The organism is Halarchaeum nitratireducens (genome assembly GCF_017874695.1).
In the GTDB taxonomy this organism is placed as follows: domain Archaea; phylum Halobacteriota; class Halobacteria; order Halobacteriales; family Halobacteriaceae; genus Halarchaeum; species Halarchaeum nitratireducens.
Genome location: NZ_JAGIKY010000002.1, coordinates 273,911 through 298,140 on the forward strand (window position 1 = coordinate 273,911; position 24,230 = coordinate 298,140).

22 protein-coding genes and 1 pseudogene are annotated in these 24,230 nt (G+C 70.8%); 11 read left to right on the top strand and 12 right to left on the bottom strand.

Going from position 1 to position 24,230, the window contains the following annotated elements; translation table 11 throughout:
• Positions 1–13: 13 nt before the first annotated feature.
• The 4 genes from J2754_RS03495 to lysW form a co-directional block, all read right to left on the bottom strand.
• Complete coding sequence (locus J2754_RS03495) at positions 14–1,390, bottom strand: AIR synthase family protein (RefSeq protein ID WP_211086685.1); 1,377 nt, start codon at positions 1,388–1,390, stop codon at positions 14–16.
• An 81-nt stretch (positions 1,391–1,471) separates the two neighbouring features.
• Positions 1,472–2,311: an acetylglutamate/acetylaminoadipate kinase gene (locus J2754_RS03500; RefSeq protein ID WP_211086686.1), complete on the bottom strand. Its 840-nt coding sequence runs from the start codon at positions 2,309–2,311 to the stop codon at positions 1,472–1,474.
• A 169-nt stretch (positions 2,312–2,480) separates the two neighbouring features.
• Entirely contained in the window at positions 2,481–3,341 is an 861-nt protein-coding gene (gene lysX, locus J2754_RS03505) for a lysine biosynthesis protein LysX (RefSeq protein ID WP_211086687.1), read from the bottom strand.
• Complete coding sequence (gene lysW, locus J2754_RS03510) at positions 3,342–3,506, bottom strand: lysine biosynthesis protein LysW (protein ID WP_188877710.1); 165 nt, start codon at positions 3,504–3,506, stop codon at positions 3,342–3,344.
• A gap of 125 nt (positions 3,507–3,631) precedes the next feature.
• Here lysW and nucS point away from each other — a divergent pair, with 125 nt between their 5' ends.
• Together nucS and J2754_RS03520 are read left to right on the top strand one after the other, a co-directional pair.
• Positions 3,632–4,363, top strand: coding sequence for an endonuclease NucS (nucS, locus tag J2754_RS03515; protein WP_342590101.1), 732 nt, complete (start codon positions 3,632–3,634; stop codon positions 4,361–4,363).
• Positions 4,364–4,440: 77 nt separating this feature from the next.
• Positions 4,441–5,916 carry an aldehyde dehydrogenase family protein gene (locus J2754_RS03520; RefSeq protein ID WP_211086689.1) on the top strand — a complete coding sequence of 492 codons (1,476 nt, stop codon included), beginning with the start codon at positions 4,441–4,443 and terminating at the stop codon, positions 5,914–5,916.
• 5 nt (positions 5,917–5,921) lie between these two features.
• Here the strand turns inward: J2754_RS03520 and mutS are convergent, their stop codons facing one another.
• On the bottom strand, positions 5,922–8,567 hold the full coding sequence (mutS, locus tag J2754_RS03525) for a DNA mismatch repair protein MutS (RefSeq protein ID WP_211086690.1): 2,646 nt from the start codon (positions 8,565–8,567) through the stop codon (positions 5,922–5,924).
• Positions 8,568–8,735: 168 nt separating this feature from the next.
• Between mutS and J2754_RS03530 the strand changes: the two genes are divergently transcribed.
• The 5 genes from J2754_RS03530 to J2754_RS03550 all read left to right on the top strand — a co-directional run bounded on the left by J2754_RS03530 (position 8,736) and on the right by J2754_RS03550 (position 15,181).
• A complete protein-coding gene (locus J2754_RS03530) occupies positions 8,736–9,356 on the top strand; it encodes a DsbA family oxidoreductase (RefSeq protein WP_211086691.1) in 621 nt (206 codons plus the stop codon).
• Positions 9,357–9,570: 214 nt separating this feature from the next.
• Positions 9,571–11,733: a catalase/peroxidase HPI gene (gene katG, locus J2754_RS03535; RefSeq protein ID WP_211086692.1), complete on the top strand. Its 2,163-nt coding sequence runs from the start codon at positions 9,571–9,573 to the stop codon at positions 11,731–11,733.
• A gap of 168 nt (positions 11,734–11,901) precedes the next feature.
• On the top strand, positions 11,902–12,354 hold the full coding sequence (locus tag J2754_RS03540; protein WP_188877716.1) for a GtrA family protein: 453 nt from the start codon (positions 11,902–11,904) through the stop codon (positions 12,352–12,354).
• A gap of 37 nt (positions 12,355–12,391) precedes the next feature.
• A complete protein-coding gene (locus J2754_RS03545) occupies positions 12,392–14,155 on the top strand; it encodes a P-loop NTPase family protein (protein WP_211086693.1) in 1,764 nt (587 codons plus the stop codon).
• Positions 14,156–14,197: 42 nt separating this feature from the next.
• Entirely contained in the window at positions 14,198–15,181 is a 984-nt protein-coding gene (locus tag J2754_RS03550; RefSeq protein ID WP_211086694.1) for a hemolysin family protein, read from the top strand.
• 68 nt (positions 15,182–15,249) lie between these two features.
• On the opposite strand, the gene J2754_RS03555 is transcribed toward J2754_RS03550, so the two are convergent.
• The 3 genes from J2754_RS03555 to J2754_RS16540 form a co-directional block, all read right to left on the bottom strand.
• On the bottom strand, positions 15,250–15,840 hold the full coding sequence (locus J2754_RS03555; RefSeq protein WP_211086695.1) for a 50S ribosomal protein L15e: 591 nt from the start codon (positions 15,838–15,840) through the stop codon (positions 15,250–15,252).
• Between the two features lie 439 nt (positions 15,841–16,279).
• The gene (locus tag J2754_RS03560; protein WP_188877721.1) at positions 16,280–17,188 is read right to left on the bottom strand and encodes a serine/threonine-protein kinase RIO2; all 909 of its coding nucleotides are present in this window, start codon (positions 17,186–17,188) and stop codon (positions 16,280–16,282) included.
• 64 nt (positions 17,189–17,252) lie between these two features.
• A complete protein-coding gene (locus tag J2754_RS16540) occupies positions 17,253–18,014 on the bottom strand; it encodes a GAF domain-containing protein (protein WP_188877723.1) in 762 nt (253 codons plus the stop codon).
• 110 nt (positions 18,015–18,124) lie between these two features.
• Between J2754_RS16540 and J2754_RS03570 the strand changes: the two genes are divergently transcribed.
• Positions 18,125–19,273, top strand: a complete 1,149-nt coding sequence (locus J2754_RS03570; protein ID WP_211086696.1) for a methionine synthase — start codon at positions 18,125–18,127, stop codon at positions 19,271–19,273.
• 34 nt (positions 19,274–19,307) lie between these two features.
• Here J2754_RS03570 and J2754_RS03575 read toward each other — a convergent pair whose 3' ends face one another.
• A complete protein-coding gene (locus tag J2754_RS03575) occupies positions 19,308–19,730 on the bottom strand; it encodes a DUF7964 domain-containing protein (protein ID WP_211086697.1) in 423 nt (140 codons plus the stop codon).
• Positions 19,731–19,818: 88 nt separating this feature from the next.
• On the opposite strand from J2754_RS03575, the gene J2754_RS03580 reads away from it, so the two are divergent.
• Complete coding sequence (locus J2754_RS03580) at positions 19,819–20,139, top strand: tRNA-binding protein (protein WP_188877726.1); 321 nt, start codon at positions 19,819–19,821, stop codon at positions 20,137–20,139.
• Positions 20,140–20,261: 122 nt separating this feature from the next.
• On the opposite strand, the gene J2754_RS03585 is transcribed toward J2754_RS03580, so the two are convergent.
• A complete protein-coding gene (locus J2754_RS03585; protein ID WP_211086698.1) occupies positions 20,262–20,792 on the bottom strand; it encodes a redoxin domain-containing protein in 531 nt (176 codons plus the stop codon).
• A gap of 90 nt (positions 20,793–20,882) precedes the next feature.
• Here J2754_RS03585 and J2754_RS03590 point away from each other — a divergent pair, with 90 nt between their 5' ends.
• Together J2754_RS03590 and J2754_RS03595 are read left to right on the top strand one after the other, a co-directional pair.
• The gene (locus tag J2754_RS03590) at positions 20,883–21,764 is read left to right on the top strand and encodes a deoxyribonuclease IV (RefSeq protein WP_211086699.1); all 882 of its coding nucleotides are present in this window, start codon (positions 20,883–20,885) and stop codon (positions 21,762–21,764) included.
• 107 nt (positions 21,765–21,871) lie between these two features.
• A pseudogene (locus J2754_RS03595) lies at positions 21,872–22,657 on the top strand (class I SAM-dependent methyltransferase); the annotation flags it as partial.
• Positions 22,658–22,870: 213 nt separating this feature from the next.
• On the opposite strand, the gene J2754_RS03600 reads toward J2754_RS03595, so the two are convergent.
• Positions 22,871–23,509, bottom strand: a complete 639-nt coding sequence (locus tag J2754_RS03600) for a DUF7095 family protein (RefSeq protein ID WP_188877731.1) — start codon at positions 23,507–23,509, stop codon at positions 22,871–22,873.
• Between the two features lie 49 nt (positions 23,510–23,558).
• Complete coding sequence (locus J2754_RS03605; RefSeq protein ID WP_229772802.1) at positions 23,559–24,164, bottom strand: TetR/AcrR family transcriptional regulator; 606 nt, start codon at positions 24,162–24,164, stop codon at positions 23,559–23,561.
• Between the last annotated feature and the right edge of the window lie 66 nt (positions 24,165–24,230).

Genomic DNA, 24,230 nt, shown 5'->3' on the forward strand with positions numbered 1-24,230 from the left:
GCGGTCGGCACGGTCACCGTGACGTCCGGGACGCCCGACGACGGCTCGTCGTCCACGCAACGCACGAGCGCGGCCGTCGAGTCGCCGGACGCCGATTCGGCCTCCGCGTCGGGGCTCCCGGCGCTCCAGACGATCGCGGGCGCGCTCGTCGCGCTCGTCGTCGTCGCGCTCCTCGCGGTCGTGGCCGTGCGACGACGCCGCTGACGACTCCCCCCGGTCTCCCGCCGTCTCCTTTTGCGTACCTCTCGACACGCACAGCGGATACGACAGGCGCGTGACGGACGATCTCACGTCCGCTTCTCCCCTCTTCCACCCACCTGCCGTCTCTCCGTTTCGTTCTCCCTCCCTCTCTCACCCCGCCGCGTCCCACCCCGTCCGCACCCCGTAGCGCTCCCTCCCGCGCTCGTAGGCGCCCCCAGAACGGGTCGTTCGACGGTTCGTCGAGCTCCGCGCCGTCCATCTCGACGCCCCCACCCTCCCGCACGTCGCCGACCGCGGCCGCCCGGACCCCCTCGTCGGCGAGCGCGTCCAGCACGTCGTCCACCCCGTCCGGGCGCACGCTTACGAGCACCGTTCCCTCGCTCGACGCCGTCCACGGGTCGACGCCGAAGGCGTCGCAGACTTCGCGGACGCCCTCGCCCACGGGGAAGCGCTCGCGCTCGGCGGCGAGTCGCACCCCGGACGCCGCGGCGAGCTCGTGTAGGGCGTTGTCGACGCCGCGCTCGGTCGCGTCGTGCATCGCCGTCACCGGCCCCGCCGCGGCGGCAGTGAGCGCGTCCCGAACGGGACTCGCCTCGCGGAAGCGCGCCGTCCCCGCGTCGACGGTCCCGGGATCGAGGTCGAGCGCGTCGCCGTAGAGCACGCTCAGGATCCCCGTCGTCTCGATCGCCGGCCCCTTCGTGCAGACGAGTCGGTCGCCCGGCGTCGCGCCCGTCGGCAGCACGAGGTCGTCCGGGTCGCCGACCGCGAGCGCGGTCGCCGCGCCGACCGTCGGCCACGCGCAGCCCGCGTAGGTCCCCGTGTGGCCCGTCGCGATCGAGATCCCGAGTTCGCGCGCCTCGCGGTCGAAGACCTCCCAGAGCGTCCCGAACGCCGCCTTCGTCGTGTCCGGCGGGAGGTTCAGATCGATACTGAGGTGGCTCGGTGGGATACCCGAGAGGGCGGCGTCGCTCACGGCGACGTGGAAGGCGAACCACGCCGCGCGCTCGGCGCCGAGTTCGCGCAGGACGAAGACGGGGTCGGTCGCGAGCGCTACGACGTGAGACCCGACGTCCACGACGCCGAAGTCCGCGCCGTGCGTCGGGCCGAGGCGGACGTCCGCCCGGTCGGCGCCGAGGCGCGGGTAGATGTGCTCCGCGAAGAACGCGCCGTCCACCTTTCCCGGATCCATACCGGACGGGGCGGTGCCCGGGCGGTTAGCGTCTGCGCTTCCCGCGCCCGCACCGACGACGGGGGCGCGTCGCCCGCGCCGCTACTCCTCGGGCAGCGCGTCGCGCTCGATCGTCGTCCCCGCGCCGCGGAGCGCCGACCGGATCGGCTCGTCGGCGTTCGCGTCCGCGACGACGACGGAGGGTGCGCCGCCGCGCAGGGCCTCCTCCGCGGCCATCACCTTCCGCTTCATGAACCCCTCCGCGGCCGTCCGCAGTCCGTCGTACTCGTCGGGCGTCGTCACGCGATCGATGAGGGTCCCGGGATCGTCGGGGTCCCGGTAGACGCCGCGGGTGTCGGTGAGGAGGACGAGGTCGGCGTTGAGCGCGCCCGCCACCGCCGCCGCCGAGCGGTCCGCGTCGCTGTTGACCGGCGTGTAAGAGCCGTCGTCCTCGACGCCGAGCATCGGGACCGACGCGACCGGCGTGTAGCCGCCGTCGAGCAATCGTTCGAGGAGGTCGTCGTTCACGTCCTCGATGGTCCCGGAGTGATCGCCGCGCTTGATCTTCTTCTTGCCGTCCTCGACGACGCGCACCGCGGACTTCCGCGGGCCCGTCAGGAGGCCGCCGTCGACGCCGGAGAGACCGACGGCGTCCACGCCCTGATTCTGCAGGCCGGCGACGAGGTCGGTGTTCACGACGCCCGGCATCGCCATCTTGAACGCCTCCATCGTCGCCTCGTCGGTGAAGCGTCCGACGACGCCGCCCGGCGTCTCCACGTACTCCGGTTCGATGCCGAGGCGCTCCAGCGTCTCGTCGACCATCGTCGACCCGCCGTGGACGACGACGACGTCCTCGCCCTCCTCTCGCAGGGCGGCGACGTCCGCGAGCGCGCCCTCGGGGTCGACGGCCCTCGCGCCGCCGATCTTGACGACGACCGTCACGCGAACCACCCCCGGTGGTTCGCGTGGCCCAGTCGGACCGTCGGTCCAACGCTGGTCGCGCGAGACGCGTTCGCGGCGAGCGTGGCCCAGTCAGAGCGCGCTCTGGCGTTGGTCGCCCGAGACGCCGACGGCGTCGAGTGTGACGTCGTCGAACGCCGTTCGACGACCGTCATGCAGCGCTCACCCCCGGTTTCGTCTCCAGCCACTCGACGATCCGCGCGGGGACATCCACCTCGGGCACGGCGTCGTTCAGCGCCTTGAACTCGCAGGTCGCGTTCACCTCGTGGACGGTGTATCCGTCTCCCGTCTCCATCAGGTCGACGCCGAGGAGGCCGCCGCCGACCGCGTCGCTCGCTCGCTCGACGAGAGCCGCGATCTCGTCGTCGATCGCGAAGGCCGTCGCCTCGCCGCCGCGTGCGGCGTTCGTGATCCAGTGCTCGGAGGAGCGCGTCATCGCCGCGATGGGCTCGCCGTCCGCCGCCACGACCCGGATGTCGCGATCGGGTTTCGGGACGAACTCCTGGACGTAGAAGACCGAGTGCTCGTAGCTCCCGAGGGTCTGTTTGTGTTCGAGGATCGCCTCGGCGGCGTCGCGCGTGTCGATCTTCGCCATCAGCCGCCCCCACGATCCCGTCACGGGCTTCAGCACGCAGGGATAGCCGAAGGCCTCGATGACGTCGAGGGCGCTCTCGACGTCGAAGGCGACCTCCGTGCGGGGCGTCGGGACGCCCGCGTCGGCGAGCGCGATACTCCCGCGGACCTTGTCCGCGCACGTCGAGGTCGGCTCCGAGCCGTTCACGACGGGGAGGTCGTAATGCTCGCAGAACCGACTCACGTAGCGCACCCGCGAGGACTCCTGGCACCGGTTCAACACGAGGTCGAGGTCGTCGAACTCGTCGGGTCGATCGCCGATGGCGAAACGCGGCTCGCGGACGTCGATCTTCGCCACGTCGTGGCCGCGCTCGCGGAGCGTCTCGAGCAGGAGGGTCTCGTCCTTCCGGATCCGCGAGTAGCAGAAACCCAGCCGCATCTACTCGCCCCAGTCCTCGTCGAGTTCGGGGGCGAGGTCGAGCGTCACCGGGTCCTCGCCCGTCACTTCGAGCTCCGCACCGCACGTCCCGCAGTCGACGATTTCGCCCGTTTCGACCGATTCCGACAGCTCCAGTTCCGAACCGCATTCGGGGCACTCCGACATACGCCCGCGTTCGCGGACCGGCTACTTAGGTCTGCGCCTCGCCGTTTCACACCGTGTCCGCCCCCGCGCGACCCCGACCCGCCGGCGGGGGGACGCTTTTCCCCCTCGGTCGCCGAGTGCGTGGCGTGTCCGATACGCCCGACGCGCTCGCCGATCCCGCGCCCGCCGTCGCCGCCGCGTTCGTCCGCGACGCGCGCGATCGCGGGGCCTTCTGTACCCTCCTCGGCCGCTGTCACGTCGCCTACGACGGACGGACGCGTTCGCACGCCGGTCCCGCCGATCGACTCGTCGCGCTCAAGCCCGACCGCACGCTCCTCGTGCACGCCGCCGACGGCCCGACGCCGCAGAACCGCCTCGCCGCCGACGCCCTCGACGTGACGCGCGAGGACGGGACCGTCCGCCTCGTCGCCACGCGCGAGTCGCCCGCGGAGGAGCTCGTCGTGACCTTCGAGCGCGTCGCCCGCGCGAGCGCGATGCCCGCGGAGAAGCGCGACGCCGACGTCGAGGTGTCCGGGACCGAGGCGGACCTCAAGGAGCGCGTCCTCGCCGCCCCCGAGCTCGTCGAGGACGGCTTCAGCGCGCTCGCGGCCGAGCGCGACACGCCCGCCGGCCCCGTCGACGTCTTCGGACGCGACCGAGCCGGGAACCCGGTCGCCGTCGAACTGAAGGCCGTCCGCGCCGGCCCGGACGCCGCGAGCCAACTCGCCAGATACGTCGACGCCCTCGAACGCGACCTGCACGCGGACGCCGACGTCCGGGGGATCCTCGTCGCGCCCTCCTGTACGCCCCGAACGCGGCGCGTGCTCGCCCGCGACGGCCACGAGTTCGTGAGCCTCGCGCCGTCGCGGGACGACTGATGCGTATAGGTGACGCGGAATCGGCATCGGCCAAACCCTTCCGGTCCGTTATGGTGTCCACGGCTGTGCGATGAGGTGTGGCTTCACACGAGTACACGACCGACGCGGAGTGGGATCGCCAGTACGTCGACGGTGAGTGGCGGCCGTCGGCCGACGGCGAGACGCTGACCGTCGAGAACCCCGCGACCCGAGCGACGATCGCCGAGGTCCCGGCGGGGACGGAAGCGGACGTCGACGCGGCGTACGAGGCCGCGGCGGACGCGCAGTCGGCGTGGGCGGCGACGCCGATCGAGGAGCGCCGCGAGCTCGTCGCGGACGCCCTCGAACGCATCCGCGAGGAGTCGACGGCGATCGCGACGCTCCTCGCCGCGGAGAGCGGGAGCCCGCGCGCGAAAGCGCGGACCGAGGTCGGGCTCGCGACCGGCGACTTCGAGAACGCCCTCGACCTCGAACCGCCGGGCGAGGAGGTGCGCGACGCCACCTTCGTCGAGGGAAAAGCGAACCACGTCGTCTCGGAGCCGGTCGGCGTCGTCGGCATCATCTCGCCGTGGAACTACCCCATCCACCTCACGACGCGCGCGCTCGCCCCCGCGCTCGTCCTCGGGAACACCGTCGTCGTCAAGCCCGCCTCCGATACGCCGATCACGGGCGGCCTCCTGCTCGCGAAGATCGCGGACGAGGTCGGCATCCCGGACGGCGTCGTCAACGTCGTCACCGGCCACGGCTCTGAGATCGGCGACCGGATGGCCGGCCATCCGGTCCCGCGAACCGTCTCGTTCACCGGCTCGACCGCAGTCGGGCGGCGCGTCGCCTCGCGGGCCGCCGAGACGATCGCCCTCCCCGCGCTCGAACTCGGGGGGAACGGCCCGAACGTCGTCACGGCCGACGCCGACGTGGCGCAGGCCGCGCGCGCCGGTGCCGTCGGCTCCTTCACCCACCAGGGCCAGGTCTGCATCTCGATCAACCGCCACGTGGTCCACGAGGACGTCTACGACGAGTACGTCGGGCGCCTCGTCGAGCACGCGGAGTCGCTCTCCCTCGGTAACCCCGCGGAGAGCGACGCCGACCTCGGCCCGATCGTCAACGAGGGTCAGCGCGACGAGATCCTCGACTACGTCGAGCGAACCGTCGAGGCCGGCGCGACGCTCGAAACCGGCGGCGAGGCCGACGGCCTGTTCGTCGAGCCGACCGTCCTCTCCGGCGTGACGAACGAGATGGCCGCGGCGTGCAACGAGCACTTCGGTCCCGTCGCGCCCGTCATCCCCGTCTCCTCGACCGAGGAGGCGATCGAGATCGCCAACGACACCGAGTACGGCCTCGCCGCCGCCGTGCAGGCCGGCGACGAGGAGACCGGTCGGTCCATCGCGGACCGGATCGACGCGGGGATGGTCCACGTCAACGACCACCCGGTCTACGACGATCCGAAGGCGCCCTTCGGCGGCATGAAACAGTCCGGCCTCGGACGCTACAACGGCGAGTGGGTGATGGACGAACTCCTCGAAACGAAGTGGATCTCCGTCCAACACGAGGAGCGCGACTACGACCTCCTCTGACGCCCCTACTGTAGCTCGCGCTGGAGCCTGTTCAGCGTCGTCAGCGCCTGAATGGGCGTCATCTCCGCGAGGTTCAGCGCCGCCAGCTCGTCGAGCACCACGCTGTCGGCGTCGGCGCTCCCGCCGTCCGCGGTGGCGCTCGCGTCCGCCCCCGCGGCGTCGATCGCGTCCTTCGACGCCCCCTGTTCCCCTCCTTCTCCCGCGTCCTTCCCGCCCGCGTCCTCCGCGCGCTCGGCGACGACATCGCGCGCCCGCTCGACGACCCCGGGCGGGACGCCGGCCTGCTCGGCCACCTCGATGCCGTACGAGGCGCTCGCCGCGCCCTCGGCGACCTCGTGGACGAACGTCACGTCGTCGCCGTCGCGCGCCGCGCGGAAGTGGAGGTTGCGCGCGCCGTCGAGCGCCTCGGCGACCACCGTGAGGTCGTGGTGATGCGTGGCGAACAGCGTGTACGCCCCCACCTCGTCGTGCAGACGCTCCGTGACGGCCTGCGCGATCGCGTAGCCGTCCGCGGTGCTCGTCCCGCGGCCCACCTCGTCGAGGACGACGAGCGAGTCCGCGGTCGCGTCGCGGAGGATGTCCGCGAGCTCCGTCATCTCGACCATGAACGTCGAGCGGCCGCCCGCGATGTCGTCGCTCGCGCCGACGCGCGTGAACACCCGATCGACGAGGGGGACGCGTGCTCGGCGCGCGGGCACGAAACTCCCGAGCTGGGCGAGCACCGCGACGAGCGCCGCCTGCCGCATGTAGGTGCTCTTCCCGCTCATGTTCGGGCCCGTCACGACCGCGAGCGGCGACTCGCGCGTGAGCGTCAGATCGTTCGGAACGAACGACTCTTCGGTCCGCTCGACGACCGGGTGGCGCCCGCCCTCGATCTCGAAGCCGTCCGCGCCGACCGTCGGCCGACAGTAGTCGTACTGGGCCGCGACCGCCGCGAGCGAGCAGAGCGCGTCCACCGTCGCGAGGGCGTCCGCGACCCGCTGGACGCGCTCGGCGGCTTCGCCGACCTCCCGGCGCACCTCGCGGAAGAGATCGAGCTCGCGGTCGTCCGCGCGCGCCGACGCGTTCATGATCTCCTCCTCGCGCTCTTTCAGCTCCGGCGTGACGAAGCGCTCCGAGTTCTTCAGCGTCTGTCGGCGCTCGTAGTTCTCGGGGACCGCATCGAGGTTCGGGTTCGTCACCTCGATGTAGTAGCCGTGGACGGAGTTGTGTCCGACCTTCAGCGAGTCGACGCCGGTGCGCTCGCGCTCCTGTGCTTCGAGGTCGTCGATCCACTGTTCGCCCGCGCGACGCGTCTCGCGCAGCTCGTCGAGCGTCTCGTCGTAGCCGTCCGCGATGATGCCGCCCTCGGTCAGTTCGCGCTCGGGGTTCTCGCGGATCGCGTTCCCGATGAGCCCGCGGACGTCGTCGAGGCCGTCGAGTCGCGCGCGGAGGTCGCGGAGGCGCTCGCTCTCGACCTCCGCCAGCGTCGCCCGGATCTCGGGGACGACGTCGAGCGTCGCCTTCAGCGAGCGGAGGTCGCGGGCGTCCGCGCGGCGGCGCGAGACCTTCGAGATGAGCCGTTCGAGGTCGTACACGTCCGCGAGATCCGTCCCGAGCGCGTCGCGCGTGAGCGGGTCCGCGACGAGCTCCTCGACGGCGTCGTGGCGCGCCTCGATCCGATCCGCGTCGACGAGCGGGCGGCGGAGCCAGTCCTTCAGCCGGCGGCCGCCGAGCGCGCACGCCGTCTCGTCGAGGACGTCGATCAACGCCGCCCCCTCGCTCCCGTGGACGCTCCGGCGCTCGAAGAGTTCGAGCGAGCGCAGCGCCACGCCGTCGAGCACCATGTACTCGCGGGGGTCGTAGCGCGTCAGATGCGTGAGGTAGTCGAGGCGGTCGCCCGCGCCGTCGCCCTCGCCGCCGCGGGTGTACTCCGCGTACGCGAGCAGCGCGCCGCAGGCCCGCACCTCCGCCTCGCCGCCGAGGTGGGCGTCCGGCGATCCGAAGTAGTCCGCGACGCGTCCGCGCGCGGCGTCGTCCGCGAACGCCGCGGGATCGTACGCCGTGACCATGCAGTCGTCGGCGAAACACTCGCCGTCCGCGTCGGGCCCGACGATGGCCTCCGCGGGGTCGAAGCGCGCGATCTCGTCGCGCACCGTCGCCGCGGCGTCCGGGCCCGTCGCCACGAAGTCCCCCGTCGAGACGTCGAGGAAGGCGAGGCCGTATCCCTCGTCGCCCCGCGTCAGGCTGGCGACGAAGTTGTTGTCGTCGGAGCGCAGGAGCTCGGTCTCCGTCAGCGTCCCCGGCGTCACGACGCGCGTCACGGAGCGCTCGACGATCCCGCTCGCCTCGTCCGGGTCCTCGACCTGATCCGCGACCGCGACGCGATAGCCCGCCTCCAAGAGCCCCTCGATGTAGGAGGCGGCGCTGTCGATCGGGATGCCCGCCATCGGGTAGGTGCCCGTCGAGTCCTCGCGTTTCGTCAGCGTGATCTCGAGGATCCGCGCCGCCGTCTCCGCCGCCTCGCAGAAGAGCTCGTAGAAGTCCCCGACCTGAAAGAGCACGAGCGAGTCGTCGTACTCGGCGCAGAGGTCGTGATACTGGGCCATCATCGGCGTCAGCTCCTCGCGGTGATCGGCCATCGCCGCCGGCGGTCCCAGTGCCGCGTCCATACCCGTATCCAGCGCGCCGGTTCGGAAATACCCGTCGCGTCGGGCCCCGCGCGGTCCGGCCCCGCCGGGACCACGCGTCCCGAACGCCCTCAGCGACACCGTCGCGCGGCTACCCGCCGTCCGTGCCGGTGCCGCCGACTTCTTTCCGCCTCGGCGCGTTCGTCCCCCATGACCGAGACAATCACCGTCTTCTCCGATTACGTCTGTCCGTTCTGCTACCTCGGACGGCGCTCGCTCGACGAGTACCAGGAGAGCCGCGACGAGGCCCTCGAGATCGACTGGCACCCCTTCGACCTGCGCTCGAATCAGCGGAACGACGAGGGAGAGGTCGTTCGCGAGAGCGGGCACGACGACGAGTATTACGAGCAGGCCCGCGAGAACGTCGAACGCCTCCGCGAGGAGTACGGCGCGGACGAGATGGCGACGACGTTCGCGGGCGACGACGTCGACTCCCTCGACGCGCAGATCGCCTCCTACCACGTGCGAGAGACTGAAGAGTACGAGACGTGGCTCGACTTCGACCGCGCGCTCTTCGCGGCGCTCTGGGAGGACGAGCGCGACATCGGCGACGTCGACGTGCTCGCGGCCGTCGCGGACGAGGTCGGCATCGACGCCGAGGCGGTCCGCGAGGCGGTGGCTGACGACGACCTGCGCGAGACGGTCCGGACGAAGTTCGGCGAGGCCCACGAGATGGGGATCACGGGCGTCCCGACGTTCGCCTACGACGGGTACGCGGCGCGGGGCGCGGTCCCGCCCGAGCAGCTCCGCCGACTCGTCGAAGGCGAGTAACGACCCGACCCCCGGTATCTCTTCCACGACGACACCGTCCGTTTCGAGCGTCCACGCTTCCCGTCACGAGGGCCGATCCACACATCCGCGAACGCCATACGGGAACTATTGTTTTCTCTACGAAAAATACTGGTCTCCATAGATGAAGTTCGGGTGGCGTATCGAAAGCGATCGGTATGTTTATGCTCATAACGCGTGTGCAATCGCGTACAAGATGACTTGGTCAAACCAGGAGTGGTGGCCCGAGATGCTGCGACTGGACATCCTCGACGACAACGCCGCGGAGCTCGATCCGTACGGCGACGACTTCGACTACGCCGAGGCGTTCGACTCCCTCGATCTCGACGAGGTGAAGTCGGACATTCAGGAGGTGATGATGGACTCGCAGGAGTGGTGGCCCGCCGACTACGGCAACTACGGTCCGCTGTTCATCCGGATGGCGTGGCACAGCGCTGGCACCTATCGCACCCTCGACGGCCGCGCGGGTGCGGCCGGCGCCCGCCAGCGCCTCCCGCCGGAGAGCAGTTGGCCGGACAACGTCAACCTCGATAAGGCCCGCCGCCTGCTCCAGCCGGTCAAGCAGAAGTACGGCCGAAAGCTCTCGTGGGGCGACCTCATCATCCTCGCGGGGAACGTCGCCCTCGAGACGATGGGCTTCGAGACCTACGGCTTCGGCGGCGGTCGCGAGGACGCGTACAAGTCCAACGAGGCCATCGAGTGGGGCCCCGAGACCGAGTGGGAGACGACGTCGCCCGACCGCTTCGAGGACGGCGAGGTCGGGAACCTCAAGGACCCGCTCGCCAACACCGTGATGGGCCTCATCTACGTGAACCCCGAGGGTCCCTACGGCGAGCCCGACGTCGAGGGCTCCGCCGCGAACATCCGCGAGGAGTTCGACCGCATGGCGATGGACGACGAGGAGACGGTCGCCCTCATCGCCGGCGGGCACACCTTCGGGAAGGTCCACGGCGCCGACGACGAGACCGAAGTCGGTCCCGAGCCCGACGCCGCGCCCATCGAGGATCAGGGTCTCGGCTGGGACCACGACTTCGAGAAGGCCGGCATGATCACGAGCGGCATCGAGGGACCGTGGAACGCCACGCCGACCGTGTGGGACACGGGCTACGTCGACAACCTCCTCGAATACGAGTGGGAGCCCCACAAGGGCCCCGGCGGCGCGTGGCAGTGGCGGCCGGCCACCGAGGAGGAGCGCGAGGACATCGAGAAGGCCCCGGCCGCCCAGGACTTCGACGAGTCCGAGGAGCCGATGATGCTGACCACGGACGTCGCCCTGAAGCGCGACGACGACTACCGCGCGATCCTCGAGGACTTCCAGGAGAACCCCGATCACTTCCAGCAGGCGTTCGCCCGCGCGTGGTACAAGCTGATCCACCGCGACATGGGTCCGAAGCAGCGCCTCGCCGGCCCCGAGGTGCCCGAGGAGGAGTTCGTCTGGCAGGACCCGATCCCGGAGGCCGACTACGAGACCGTCGGCGCCGAGGAGGTCGCCGAGCTCGAAGCCGCGATCCGCGACGCCGACCTCTCGCGCACCGACCTCGTCAAGACCGCGTGGGCGTCCGCCTCGACGTACCGCGACAGCGACAAGCGCGGCGGCGCGAACGGCGCGCGCGTCCGCCTCGAACCCCAGAAGAACTGGGAGGCCAACGAGCCCGAGACGCTCGCCGACGTCCTCGACACCTACGAGGAGATCCAGGCCGACTTCAACGAGTCGCGTGACGACGACGTCCGCGTCTCCCTCGCGGACCTGATCGTCCTCGGCGGTAACGTCGGCGTCGAGGACGCGGCCGCGGACGCCGGCTACGACGTGGACGTTCCCTTCGAACCGGGCCGGACGGACGCCAGCGCCGAGCAGACCGACGCCGACTCCTTCGAGCCGCTGAAGCCGAAGGCCGACGGCTTCCGCAACTACATCGGCGACGGCGACTGGAACGACCTCTACGACTCCCTCGAGGAGCGCATGGTCGACAAGGCCGACCTCCTCACCCTCTCCGTCGCGGAGCTGACCGTGCTCGTCGGCGGGATGCGCGCGATCGGCGCGACCTACGACGACACCGATCGCGGCGTCCTCACCGACGATCCCGGCGCGCTCACGAACGACTTCTTCGCCAACCTGCTCGACATGGACTACGAGTGGGAGGCCGTCGACGACGACGAGGAGGTCTTCGAGGGCTACGACCGCGCGAGCGGCGAGAAGGTGTGGGAGGCCACCCGCTTCGACCTCGTCTTCGGCGCCAACGCCCGCCTCCGCGCGCACGCCGACGTCTACGCGGCCGAGGACGGCGAGGAGAAGCTCGTCGAGGACTTCGTCGAGGCCTGGCACAAGGTCATGACGCTCGACCGCTTCGACCTCGAATAACGCCGCACACCGCGACCACACGCCACCCCTGATCGACCGGGTCGGCCGTCGATGGGGCCGACCCCCACTCTTTCCCCTGCGCTCTCTCCGTCGAGCCGCGACGCGTTCACCGCCGGCTCGCGGCAACTTTTTTCACTCTCACGGCGATACCGTCGTCCATTCCGGGTCATGACCGACTCCTCGCTCGCGCGCGTCGAGGCGGGGCTCGAAACCGCCGCCGAGCGTGTCGGCGTCGGGCGGTTCTGTCGGCCCGCGCGCGCCGTCCGCCTCTTCGAGTTCGGCGCCGTCGGTTCCTCCGGCGCGATCCTGAACGTCCTCCTCCTCCTCGCGCTGCTCGGCGACGCCCCGTACGTCGTCTCGGCCTTCGTCGCCTTCTTCGGCGCCGCGACGTGGACGTTCGCGCTCAACAGCCGCTACACCTTCGCGGCGACCGATCGCCTCCGGCGACGCTTCGTCCGCTACCTCGGCGTCTGCACGTTCGGGTACGTCGTCTACACGGCCGTTCTCACCGTCGGCCTACAGTGGCTCGCCGTCCCGCAGTGGCTCGCGTCGCTCTCCGCCGTCACCGGCGGTGGGCTCTGCAACTACGTCGGGTGCGAGTGGTACGCGTTGACGTCGTAGGGGAACGGTTTTTCGCTCCGCGAGCCACGGGTCCCGTATGGGACTACAGGACTACTGGGGGATCGGCCCGAAGACCGCCGCGCTCCTCACGGAGTCGCTCGGCGAGACGGCGGCGATCCGAGCCGTCGAGTCCGCGGACGTCGGTGCGCTCGTCGAGGCGGGCGTCCCCGCGGGGCGCGCCACGCGGATCCTCCGACGCGCCACCGACGACGGCGACGCGGACGTCTTCGCGACCGACGACGCGCGCGACGTCTACAACCGCGTGCTCGACGCCGCGACGGCACACGCGCTCACCGATCGCGCCCGCGATCGCATCCGCGTGCTCGCGCCGCTCGACACGCACGCGGCCGCCGAGCGCCGCCTCGACGAGATCGACGCCGCGATCGAGACGTGGCGCGGGCTGAGCGACGCCGAGCGCGAGGCCGCCGTCGACGCCTTCGCGGAGCACGAGAGCCGCGATGCGGGCGACCGGGCGGCCGTCGAGACCGCGCTCGCGCTCATCGAGGCCGGCCTCACCACCGGCACCTTCGCCGCGTTCGCCGACCTCGACGCCGACGCGTTGCGCGACGCCGCGGCCGCGCTCCGCGCACGCGACGGCGACGACGGCGTTCGAGACGGATACGACGACCGCCTCGACGCCCTCCGCGAGCAGGCCGCCGCCGTCGAGCGCCTCGCGACCGACACCGTCGCGGTCCTCGACGACGTCCGCTCGGGCGACCTCCGGGGTCCCGACGCCTTCCGCGAGGCGGTCATCGAGCACGTCGTCGACGCGACGGGCGTCGAGGCCGCGGCCGTCCGCGAGCACGCCGCGACGGAGGCGAGCGACGCCGCCGACTTCGTGAGCACGACGCTGCGCTCGCTCGCCGACGCGCGCCGCGAGGCCGCCGCCGAGCGCGAAGCCACGGTCCGCGCTGACCTCGACGCGGCCATCGACGAGGCCGAAGCGGACGTCGAGGCGGCCGCGGACGCCGTGCCGGACGCCGCCTTCGCCTGCTCGCTCGCGCGCTTCGCCATCGCCTACGACCTGACGCGACCCGAGTACACCGAGGACGCGGCGCTCGCGGTCGTCGGCGCGCGAAACCTCGACCTGCTCACCGAGGGCGTCGCGGTCCAGCCCGTGTCGTACGCGCTCGGCGCGCACGACACCGTCGGAGCGGACGGGGCCGGTGCCGACGGCGACGCGTCCCAGCACTTCGCCGGACTGCCGTCCGGCGACCGCGTGAGCGTGCTCACGGGCGCGAACTCCGGCGGGAAGACGACGCTCCTCGAAACCCTCGCGGAGGTGGCGACGCTCGCGTCGCTCGGTCTGCCCGTGCCCGCCGAGCACGCCCTCGTTGGCGACTTCGATCGCCTCGTCTTCCACCGCCGCCACGCGAGCTTCAACGCCGGCGTGCTGGAGACGACGCTGCGCTCCGTCGTCCCGCCGCTCGCCGCCGAGGGACGAACCCTCATGCTCGTCGACGAGTTCGAGGCGATCACCGAACCCGGGAGCGCCGCCGACCTCCTGCACGGCCTCGTCTCGCTCACCGCCGAGCGCGACGCCCTCGGCGTCTACGTCACCCACCTCGCGGACGACCTCGACCCGCTCCCCGGCGTCGCGCGGATCGACGGCATCTTCGCCGAGGGGCTCGCGGACGACCTCGCGCTCGAAGTCGACTACCAGCCCCGATTCGGCGTCGTCGGGCGCTCGACGCCGGAGTTCATCGTCGAGCGCCTCGTGGCGAACGCCGACGACGCCGACCGTGAGGCGTTCGGCACCCTCCGCGACGCGCTCGCGGCCGCCGACGACGCCGACGACTAGCCCGGGCGAGCGCTTACGGTCCGCGCGCCCGACGGGTGTCGCATGGTCGAAGCCACGTTCCTCGCGCTCGCGGGCGCGCTCTGTCTCTTCTTCCTCGTCTGTAGCGCGTTCTTCTCGTCCGCCGAGATCGCCGCGTTCTCCCTGCAGTGGCACCGCATCCAGTCGCTCGCCGCCGGCGGCGACCCGCGCGCCGGCGCCCTCCGCGACCTCCGCGAGGACCCGAACCGACTGCTCGTCACGATCCTCGTCGGCAACAACGTCGTCAACGTCGCCTTCTCGACGGTGATCGCCACGCTCACCGTCGCGCTCCTCCCCCCGGGCCCCGCGATCGTCGCCGCGACCGTCGTCACGAGCGTGCTCGTCCTCCTCTTCGGCGAGGTCGCCCCGAAGGCCTACGGCGTCGCGCACGCCGAATCGTGGGCGCTCGCCGTCGCCCGTCCCGTCGCGGTCCTCGAACGCGCGCTCTCGCCCGTCGTCTGGGCGTTCGACGTCGCCTCCGACGCTCTCACGTCACTCCTCGGGGCCACGGACGCCGTCCCGCCGTACGTCACCCGCGAGGAGATCCGCGCGCTCCTCGTCACGGGCGCACAACTCGGCGTCGTCAACGCCGACGAACGCGAGATGGTCCACGCCGTCCTGGACCTCGAACAGACCGCGGTCGAGGAGGTGATGACGCCCCGCGAGGCCGTCGTCGCCGTCCCGGCGAGCGCCACCCCCGCGGACGCCCGCGACGCCTGTCTCGCCGCCGACGTCGCCGCCGTCCCCGTCTACGGCGACGACCTCGACGACGTGCGCGGCGTCGTCTCGCTCGCGGACGCCGAACGCGCCGTCGGTACCGACGCGTCGCTCGACGCGATCACCGCGGCCGTCACCCGCGCCCGCGAGTCGTGGACGGTCGACGACCTGCTCACCGAACTCCGGGAGACCGGCGCGTCGCTCGCCGTCGTCACCGACTCGCAGAACCGGACGGTGGGCGTCGTCACGCGCTCTGACGTGGCCGACGAGGTCGTCTGGCGGGGACGCTGAGACGCGGGCGCGGTCGCTCCTCGACGCGCGAAAAACGGAAAAGCGCGAGGGGTCGGGGACTCGCGGCGTTACTTCTTGCGCTGCGTGCCGCCGCTCTTCGAGGGGCGGGTCTTCTCGGTGCCCTTCCCGCGCTTGCGGAGACCGCGGCCCTTGCGGCCGGCGGAGGTGAGCCCGCGGAACGCGCGGTTCTCCTGGCTGTTGTTGGCGATCCAACCGAGATCGTCGTCGTTCTGGATCGCGGGGTGCTCCGGGTCGAGGAGGATGACTTCGAACCACTTCTGCGAGCCGTCCTCACCCACCCAGTAGGAGTTGAGCACGCGGAGGTTGCGGTACTTCCGGGAGGCGCGCTCCTCGGAGATGCGCTGGAGGTTCTTCGCGCGACCGATGCGGTTGACGCCCTGGCGCTTCGAGCGACGACCGGCCTTGTGGCGCTGCTGGCGCGCCGTCCCCTTGCGGACGGCGATGCGGGCGACGACGACGCCCTGCTTGGCCTTGTAGCCGAGCTCGCGCGCCTTGTCGAGGCGCGTCGGTCGCTCGACGCGCTCGATGGCGCCCTGATCGCGCCACTCCTGCTTTCGTTGCCACTGCAGCTCGGCGAGCTTCCCCTCGCCGGGCTGCTTCCACGCGTCCTTGATGTGGGAGTAGAAGCTTCGTGCCATAGTGTGTCCGCGGGCGCTTGCGATTCAGTGCGCGGTGCGCACCACATTTCGTCCCGTCGCGGCGGCGCCGCGGCGGGTGCCCGTCGGGCCCGCGCCGACGAGTTAGTGGCTCTTCCCTCGTGACGGGGTTAAGGCCTTCGGAAACGGCTGCGAGGACCGAGCGAACGCCGTCCTCGCGACGATGAAACGCAGGGGAAGGAGAGCGTACAGCGAGGACCGGGTCGCGGCTGAACGACCCGGGGAGGCCTCCGGGGCCGATCGAGCGTCGATCAGCTCGCGGGCCCCACCACGGCGACGCTATCACGACGCGCCGTCGTCCATGTGTATGCCACGAACGAGCCTCCGCCCGATCCGTCGGGCCACGGGTATATACCGGTTTTTCGAGATCGTGCCGGAGTTCGGTCCGAATCGGACCCAAATTCGACCGGAATGTCCCGCGCTACTCGGGGTACTCCCGCACCGTCTCGAAGTCGTCGGCGGCGACCGCGTCGGCGACGGCCTCGGCGTCCGTCTCGGGCGTCGGGTTCGGATACTTCCGGCGGAAGTAAGCGACGATGTTGCGGACGTCCCGCCCCAGGAACTCCCGGGCGTTCTCGTGGTCCGTCGGGACGGACTGGGGCCAATCGAAGAGCAACACGCCGTCCTCGCGGACGAAGACGTTGTACTCGCTGATGTCCGCGTGGACGTACCCCTCGTCGTACGCGTTGGCGATCTCCCGGAGGATCAGATCGAGGACGCCGACGACCTGCTCGTCTTCGAGTTTCGCGCGGTTGAGCTCGACGCCATCGATCTTCTCCATCACGATCGCGTGGCGGTTCTGGTCGATCGGACGCGGGACGCTCACGTCCGGGTAGAGGGCGTGGAGCGCCTCGTGCTCGCGCTCGGCGGCCTTCCTCGCGGTGTAAAACCACGAGACGTGATCGTTGTCGCTCGTGTAGTCGCGCTCTTTTTGCACCTCGCGGAAGTTCGTGTACCCCTCGCGGTGGAACTTGAGCGCGAGCGGCTTGTACGACTCCACCTCGAAGACGTCGCTCTCCTTGCCGACGCCGAGGGGCGCGCCGAACCCGGAGACGGTCTCGCGCTCGGCGAAGGCCTTCAGCGCGAGGACGTCGTACCCCTCGAAGGTGAGTCGGAACCCCTCGTACTGGATCGTCTGGCGTTCGACCAGCCCGCGGTCTTCCACCCTATCGAGGCGGTAGTCGACCTCCTCGGCGGTGAGGCGCGCGAAGTCCGGGAGCTTCTCGCGGGCCACCCACTCCGAGAAGCGCATCCCGTGTTCGACGCCCGAGAGGAGGTTGAAATCCTCCTGTTCGAGCGCCGCGACGTCCTCGGCGACGTTCCGTACCATCTCTCCTCGGGTAGGTCGGCACGCGATAAAAGCCCCGCGACACCCCCCGAGACGCCGCCGGTCGTCAGGTCGTCCCGTAGCGTTCGACGTACCGCGAGGTCTGTTCGGCGAGGCGTTCGAGCACGACCCCGTCCGCTTCGTCGAACGCCCCCTCGTCGTCCGCGACGCAGAGCATCCCGACGCGTTCGCCGCCGGCGATCACCGGCGCGCCCGCGTAACGGCCGAGGTCCGGGGCGACGCGCGCACCCCGATCCGAGACCGCGGCGTCGTCGACGATCAGCGCACCGTCACCGGTGATGCCGTGCGCGCAGATCGCGCGCCCGCGCTCACGGTCGGGGAGGTCGACGCCCTCGGCGGTGAGGAACGTCTCGTGGCGCTCGTCGACCAGCCCGATGAACCCCGCGCGGGCGTCGAGGCACTCGCGCGCCGTCGTCGTCATCCCGCCGAGGTGCGCGCGGAGCGTCGGATCGTCGAAGTCGCGGGCGCTGAGGGCGCGGAGGCGCGCGCGCTCGCCCGCCGGGACCGGGAAGTCGCGCCACTCCTCCTCGACGGCGCGCCGGAGCGTTCGGGCGGCCGTGCCGGCGTCGGCGTCCGCGTCGGCCACCACGCAGACCGCGTCGCTCGCGCGGATCAGCCCCGCGAGCGCCTCACTGCGCGCGACGTCCTCCCCGGCGAGTATCGCGTCCGCGTCCGCCGCCGCTCCCGCGGCGTCGCCGATCCGCCGGTGCGAGACGGTGACGCCGTCGGCGTCCCCCACCCCCGATCCGGCGTGCTCCGTCGCGTCACCCGTCACGCGGACGACCCTGAGTGCCCCCTCGTCGCTCACGACCGAGACTCCGCGAGCGTCGCTTGATAACCTATCGGCCGTCCCGGCGTACGCCCCCGCGTCAATACCACTAGTTATATTATGGCGGGGAATTATTCTCAGAGTACATCATGACGGACGACGAGATCGGAACGACGCACATCGGTAGCCTCCCCCGACCGCCCGAACTCCTCGAGCTCCTGACCGCGAAACAGGACGGCGAGGACGTCGACGCCGAGGAGTGGGAGCGCGCGACGACCGAGGCGACGCACGACGTCGTCCAGCGGCAACTCGACGTCGGCCTCGACTCGATCAACAACGGCGAGCAGCCCCGCGTCTCGTTCAACTGGTACGTCCAGAACCGTCTCAGCGGGATCGAGGGAACGCGCGAGACGGAGCTCTGGGCCGACCTCCAGGACTACCCGGAGTACGCGGACGAGACGTTCAAGACGGACGTCATCGACCTCTCCGAGCAGCCGGTCGTCACCGGCCCCATCGAGTACACGGGCTACGAGGAGGCCCGAGCGGAGATCCAGGGCTTCCGCGACGCGCTCTCGGACCTCGACGCGACCGCCGAGGACACCTTCATGACCGCCGCGTCGCCGAGCGTCGTCACCTCGACGCACGTCAACGACTACTACGACGCCTACGACGACTACCTCGCGGACGTCGCCGACGCGATGAAGGAAGAGTACGAGCTCGTCGCGGACGCGGGCTTCACCCTCCAGATCGACGCCCCCGAGCTGCTCACGGCCGGGCAGACCGAGGCCTTCCGGGACGCGTCCATCGAGGACATCAAGGGCGCGACCCGCCGCCACGTCGAGGCGCTCAACGACGCCCTCGAAAACGTCCCCGCAGAGCAGGTCCGCCTCCACACCTGCTGGGGGAGCTACGAGGGACCGGGCCACCTCGACATCGACCTCGTCGACATGTTGCCGGTCATCTACGAGGCGGACATCACGGGGCTGAGCGTCGAACAGGCGAACCCGCGTCACCAACACGAGTATCGCGCGTTCGCCGACGAGCCGATCCCGGACGGCTGGACGCTCATTCCCGGCGTCGTCGACGTGAAGACGAACATCATCGACCACCCGGAGACGATCGCGGACCGTATCGAGCGCGTGGCGAACGCCGCCCCGGACGACACGCCGATCGTCGCCGCACCGGACTGCGGGTTCGGCACACAGGCCGGCCTCGGCATGGTCAGCCCCGAGATCGCGTGGGCGAAACTCGAAGCGCTCGTCAAGGGCGCCGAGATCGCCACCGAGCGACTCGTCTAGACCGACTCACGAGCCCCTTTCTCCTGCGCGGTCCCTACGCGTCGTCGTCCGTGTACTGATCGTAGAGGACGCTCCCGAGGCTGGTGGCGTCCCGGACTTCGGTCGTGTCGTCGCGCGCCGTGGCCCCGCCGACGACACCCGCGTCCTCCATCTCGCTGACGCGCTGCTCGATCTCGGCCTGCACGTCGCTCAACAGCGCGTCCGGGACGTCCGTGACGTCGTCCGGTTCGTCGAGCGACGCCTCGCGGACGACGCGCCACTCCCTGGCCGTCGGGTCGTAGTCGACGGCGCGCAGGCCGCTCTTCGTGACGAAGACGATCGCGGTGATCAACTGCGTCTCGCGCTCCGGGTAGTGAAAGGCGTTCACGGGGCGAACGTCGACGAACCGACCGGAGGCCGAAAGCGCCATCACCCCGTCGTGGGAGAGCGGGCGCGACGGCAGCGACTCGAAAGCCATACGCGCACGTGGGTCTCGACCCTGAAGCGTCGTTCGAAAATCGGCCGCGACGCGAAGGTTCAAGCCCCGTCGGTCCGCGCCACGAGGCATGAGCAGTCCGCTCGACACGACGGTTCGCGTCGGTGAGATCCGCGCCGCCGAACGCTTCGAGGAGGCCCGCAAACCAGAGCTGTTCAAACTGGAGATCGACCTCGGCGACGAGATCAGACACTCCGCCGCGCAGCTCGGCTACAACCACGACCCCGACGCGGTCGTCGGGCGACAGGTGCTCTGTGCGATCGACCTCGGCACCGTGAACATCGCGGGCTTCGAGTCCGACGCGCTCACGCTCGGCGTCCCGGACGACGAGGGCCACCCGGTGCTCGTCGCGCCCGACGAAGCCGTGCCGCTCGGCGGCGATCTCTACTGACGCGCAGAAGTGCTATGGGACGGGGGAGTCGCGCGGTCGGTATGAGTCTGAACAGTGACCGCGCGGCCGCACCTCACCCGTTCTTTAGGTTCGCCTAAAACAACAAAAGCGTTTCGGCCACCTCACTCGAACCCGAACGTCTCCGTCTCAGCTCCGCCGAGGGCGTCCTCGACGGCCGCCCGGACCTCCGCCAGCGGCGGTTGATCGCGCGCCGGATCGATGGGGTGGTCGCCGATCCACCGATAGCGGATCGTCCGGTCCGTTCCGAGGAAGAAGACGGAGCGCTTCGCGCGCCGGAGGAGGCCGAACGTCCGGTAGTCGACGCCGAAGGCCTCGGCGAGCTCGAGGTCTCGGTCGGCGTACAGCGCGAAGCTGAGGTCGAGGTAGTCGATGAACCACCGGTGTGTCGCCGCGTGCGATCGCGAGACGCCGACGACCTGCACGCGCTCGTCGTTTGCGAACCAGCCGTAGTCGCGGAAGGAACACCACTCCGCCATGCAGTCGGGGCTGAAGTCGTTCGTGTAGAAGGCGAGGATCGTCGGCCGGTCGTCGGTCAGCGACGAGAGCGAGACGTCCGCCGTGCTCCCGTCCGGGCGGACGAGCGGGGCGGTCACGTCCGGCGCGACGTCACCCACGGCGAGCGGCTGGCTCATTGGCCCGACACAGGGCGTCGTCGCCCAAGTGCGTTCCGGCGCTCGGCGGACTCCGAAGCCCCTTTGCTCGCCGCCACCCTCCCCACGAGCATGTCTCTCAACGTCGGCGCACACGTCTCCATCGCGGGCTCGAAGACCTCGGGCGATCCCGAGTCCCCGCCCGGTGACGGCATCGAGAACGCCGTCTGGCGCCAGCGGAACGTCGGTGGCACCTGCGGGCAGATCTTCACGCACTCCCCGCAGGTCTGGCAGTCGCCGGACGTCGACGCCGACGAGGCCGCGGCGTTCCGCACGGCCAGCGAGGAGCACGACGTCGGCCCGTGGGTCGTCCACACCTCCTACCTCGTCAACCTCTGCACGCCCAAGGAGGACCTCCGCGAGAAGTCCCGCACCGCGATGCAAGAGGAGGTCGACGCCGCCCACGCGCTCGGGATCCCCTACGTGAACGTCCACCTCGGCGCGCACACCGGCGCGGGCGTCGAGCGGGGCCTCGAAAACGCCGCCGGCGTCATCGACTCCCTCGACGTCCCCGACGACGTCACGATCCTCATCGAGTCCGACGCGGGCAGCGGCACGAAGCTCGGCGGCGACTTCGAGCACCTCGCCACCGTCCTCGACCTCGCCGACACGCACCTCGACATCTGCCTCGACACCGCCCACGCCTTTGCCGCGGGCTACGACCTCTCGACCCCCGAGGGCGTCGAGGCCACCCTCGCCGAACTCGACGACGTCGTCGGCCTCGATCGTCTGCAGTACGTCCACCTCAACGACTCGAAACACGAGTGTGGCACCAACAAGGACGAACACGCCCACATCGGGGACGGCTACATCGGCGACGACGGCTTCGAGGCGTTCCTGAACCATGACGCGATCCGCGACGTCCCGATCGCCTTGGAGACGCCGACGGAGGACGGACGCTCCTACCCGTGGAACATCGAGCACGTGCGAGAGCTGCGTGACGGCGACCGGTAGAGGGCCGTCGCGACTCGACGAGCGCGCGGTCCGACTCTCCGCCGACTCGGGCGGCGTCCCGTCGTCGAGCAGTAAGCGTTTCTGCCCTCCGCACTTACGCGCTCGCAGTGAGACGGTTCTCCACCGACTACCTGACGGCCACCCGTCGCGGGATGTGGGACGACCGGTCGGCGCTCGCGCCGCTCGCCCTCGACTCGCGGACGCGCATCCTCGACGTCGGGTGTGGGACGGGCGAGTTGACGCGCGTCCTCCGCGAGGAGAGCGACGCCGAGGTGGTCGCCGTCGACGCCGATCGCGCGCTCCTCGCCGAGGCCGAGGCCGACGCGCGCGCGATGGGCGACGCGACGCGCCTCCCATTCCGCGACGACGCCTTCGACCTCGTCGTCTGCCAGGCGCTCCTGATCAATCTCCCGGACCCCCGGCGCGCGATCGAGGAGTTCGCGCGCGTCTCCGCGGATCTGGTCGCCTGCGTCGAACCCGACAACGCCGGGGTCGTCGTGGAGTCGAGCGTCGCGGCCGAGGCCCCGCTGGCGAAGCGCGCACGCGACACCTACATCGCGGGCGTCGAGACGGACGTCACGCTCGGATCGAGCGCGACCGCGCTCCTCCGCGAGGCCGGTCTTTCGGACGTCGAGGGTCGCCGGTACGAACACGAGCGCACCGTCCAACCGCCGTACGACGCGCCGGCGCTCGACGCCGCGAAGGCGAAGGCCGCGGGCACCCGGATCGAGGAGCAAGCGCCGACGCTCCGCCGCGGCGGCCTCTCGCGGACCGACGTCGACGACCTCAAAAGCGAGTGGAAGGCCATGGGACGCGACGTCGTCGACGCGATGGCCGCCGGAGAGTACGAGCGCCGCGCCGTCGTCCCCTTCTACGTCGTCGCGGGGCGGGTCGAGGCGAGCGACGCCACCCGCGTCGACGGAGACGGACACGGAGACGACGCGGAGCGACCGACGGATGACGGACCGGTGGAGAGAACGACGGATGGCGGACGCGCCGACGATGCCGAGCGCGCGAGCGAGGCGCGCGACGTGACGGAGACCGACGTCGGACGCGACGCCACCGACGCGCCCGAGCGCTGAACGGACAGCGGGCAAGAACGGCGCTCACACGACGTCGCCGCGCACCGTCGCGCCGTCCCGTTGCGCCTCGTAGGCGCGCATCGCCTCGGCGGCCGTCGCGGCCTCGTCGCCGTCGAAGCCGAGCATCCCGAGGGCGTCTTCGAGCGTCGGGAAGGCGAGCGCGCCCGCGCGGAGTTCGTCGAGCGTCTCGTCGTCGCGGCGGCCCTCCGCATAGAGGCAGACGCCCCGCGGGTCGATCACCTGCTCGTAGCGCCCGCTCTCCCGCGCGCCGTCCGCGCGCTGTGTGACGTTGCGCTCGAAGCCCGTATTACACACTTCCAGGTGCACGGGTTCGCCCTCGGGGAGGAGCTGTGCGGCGAGACACCTCTCCGGGGCGACGTAGCCGCTGTCGTCCGTGCGTACCCACTCGGGGTGTTCGCGCGCCCACTCGGCGTCGACGGTGCGGCCGATCCCCTCCACGCCGTACTCGGCGTCGAGGTCCGGGGCGGGCTCGCCCCCGAGGAGGAGGTCCTTCGTGACGTACACGTCGAGGCGGGTGAGCGGGTCCTTCCCGAGCGCGACCTCGCCGTACACCCAACACTCGGTGACGGGGACGGGGAGGTCGCCGTCGCTCACCGCATCGAGGACGGCCTCGACGCGATCCAGCGCGGCGTCGCGGTCCATACCCGCTCGACGTGCTCGCGCCACAACGCGTTTTCCCTCCGGCCCCGGGTCACTCGCCGCCGGCGACGAGGTGCGAGCGGACGTAGCTGTCGATCGCCTCTCTGGTGTGCGCGACGGTGTCGCCGTCCCCGAAGAGCACGCTCCGCGAGCGCGCACCGTCGATCATCACGAGGATCGTCTCGGCGGCGCGCTCGGGATCGACGTCCCGGAACGCGCCCGTCTCGATTCCCTCGGCGATCGTGTCGGCGAGCAGCGTGACGAGCCGGCGATCGTTCGCCGTGAACGCCTCTTGATACGCCTCGACGTACGGGACCTGCGAGCGGAATTCGAGCATCGCTATCTGGAACTCCTCGGACTTCTCGGGCCCCGAGAGGAGGATGTCGACGAGGGTGGTGAGTCGCTCGCGCGGGTCGTCGCTGTCGTCCGTCTCCTCGACCTTCGTGAGAAAGCCGTCGAGGAGGTAGTCGAGGAACGCTACCAACAGCTCCTCTTTCGTGTCGTAGTGGTAGTGGATGAGCGACTTCGACTTCGAGAACTCGTCGGCGATGGCCTGCATCGTCAGGTCCGCGTACCCGTGTTCGCACAGCGCTCGGTACGTCGCCTCCATGATGGCCGTCTGCGTCTCCGAGCGTTCCGCTCCCATATCCTCGCCCATTGCTTGACTAATCGATTAATCAAACACGAAAGCGTATCGGTTCCCGCCGTCTTCCGTGCCCGCCCG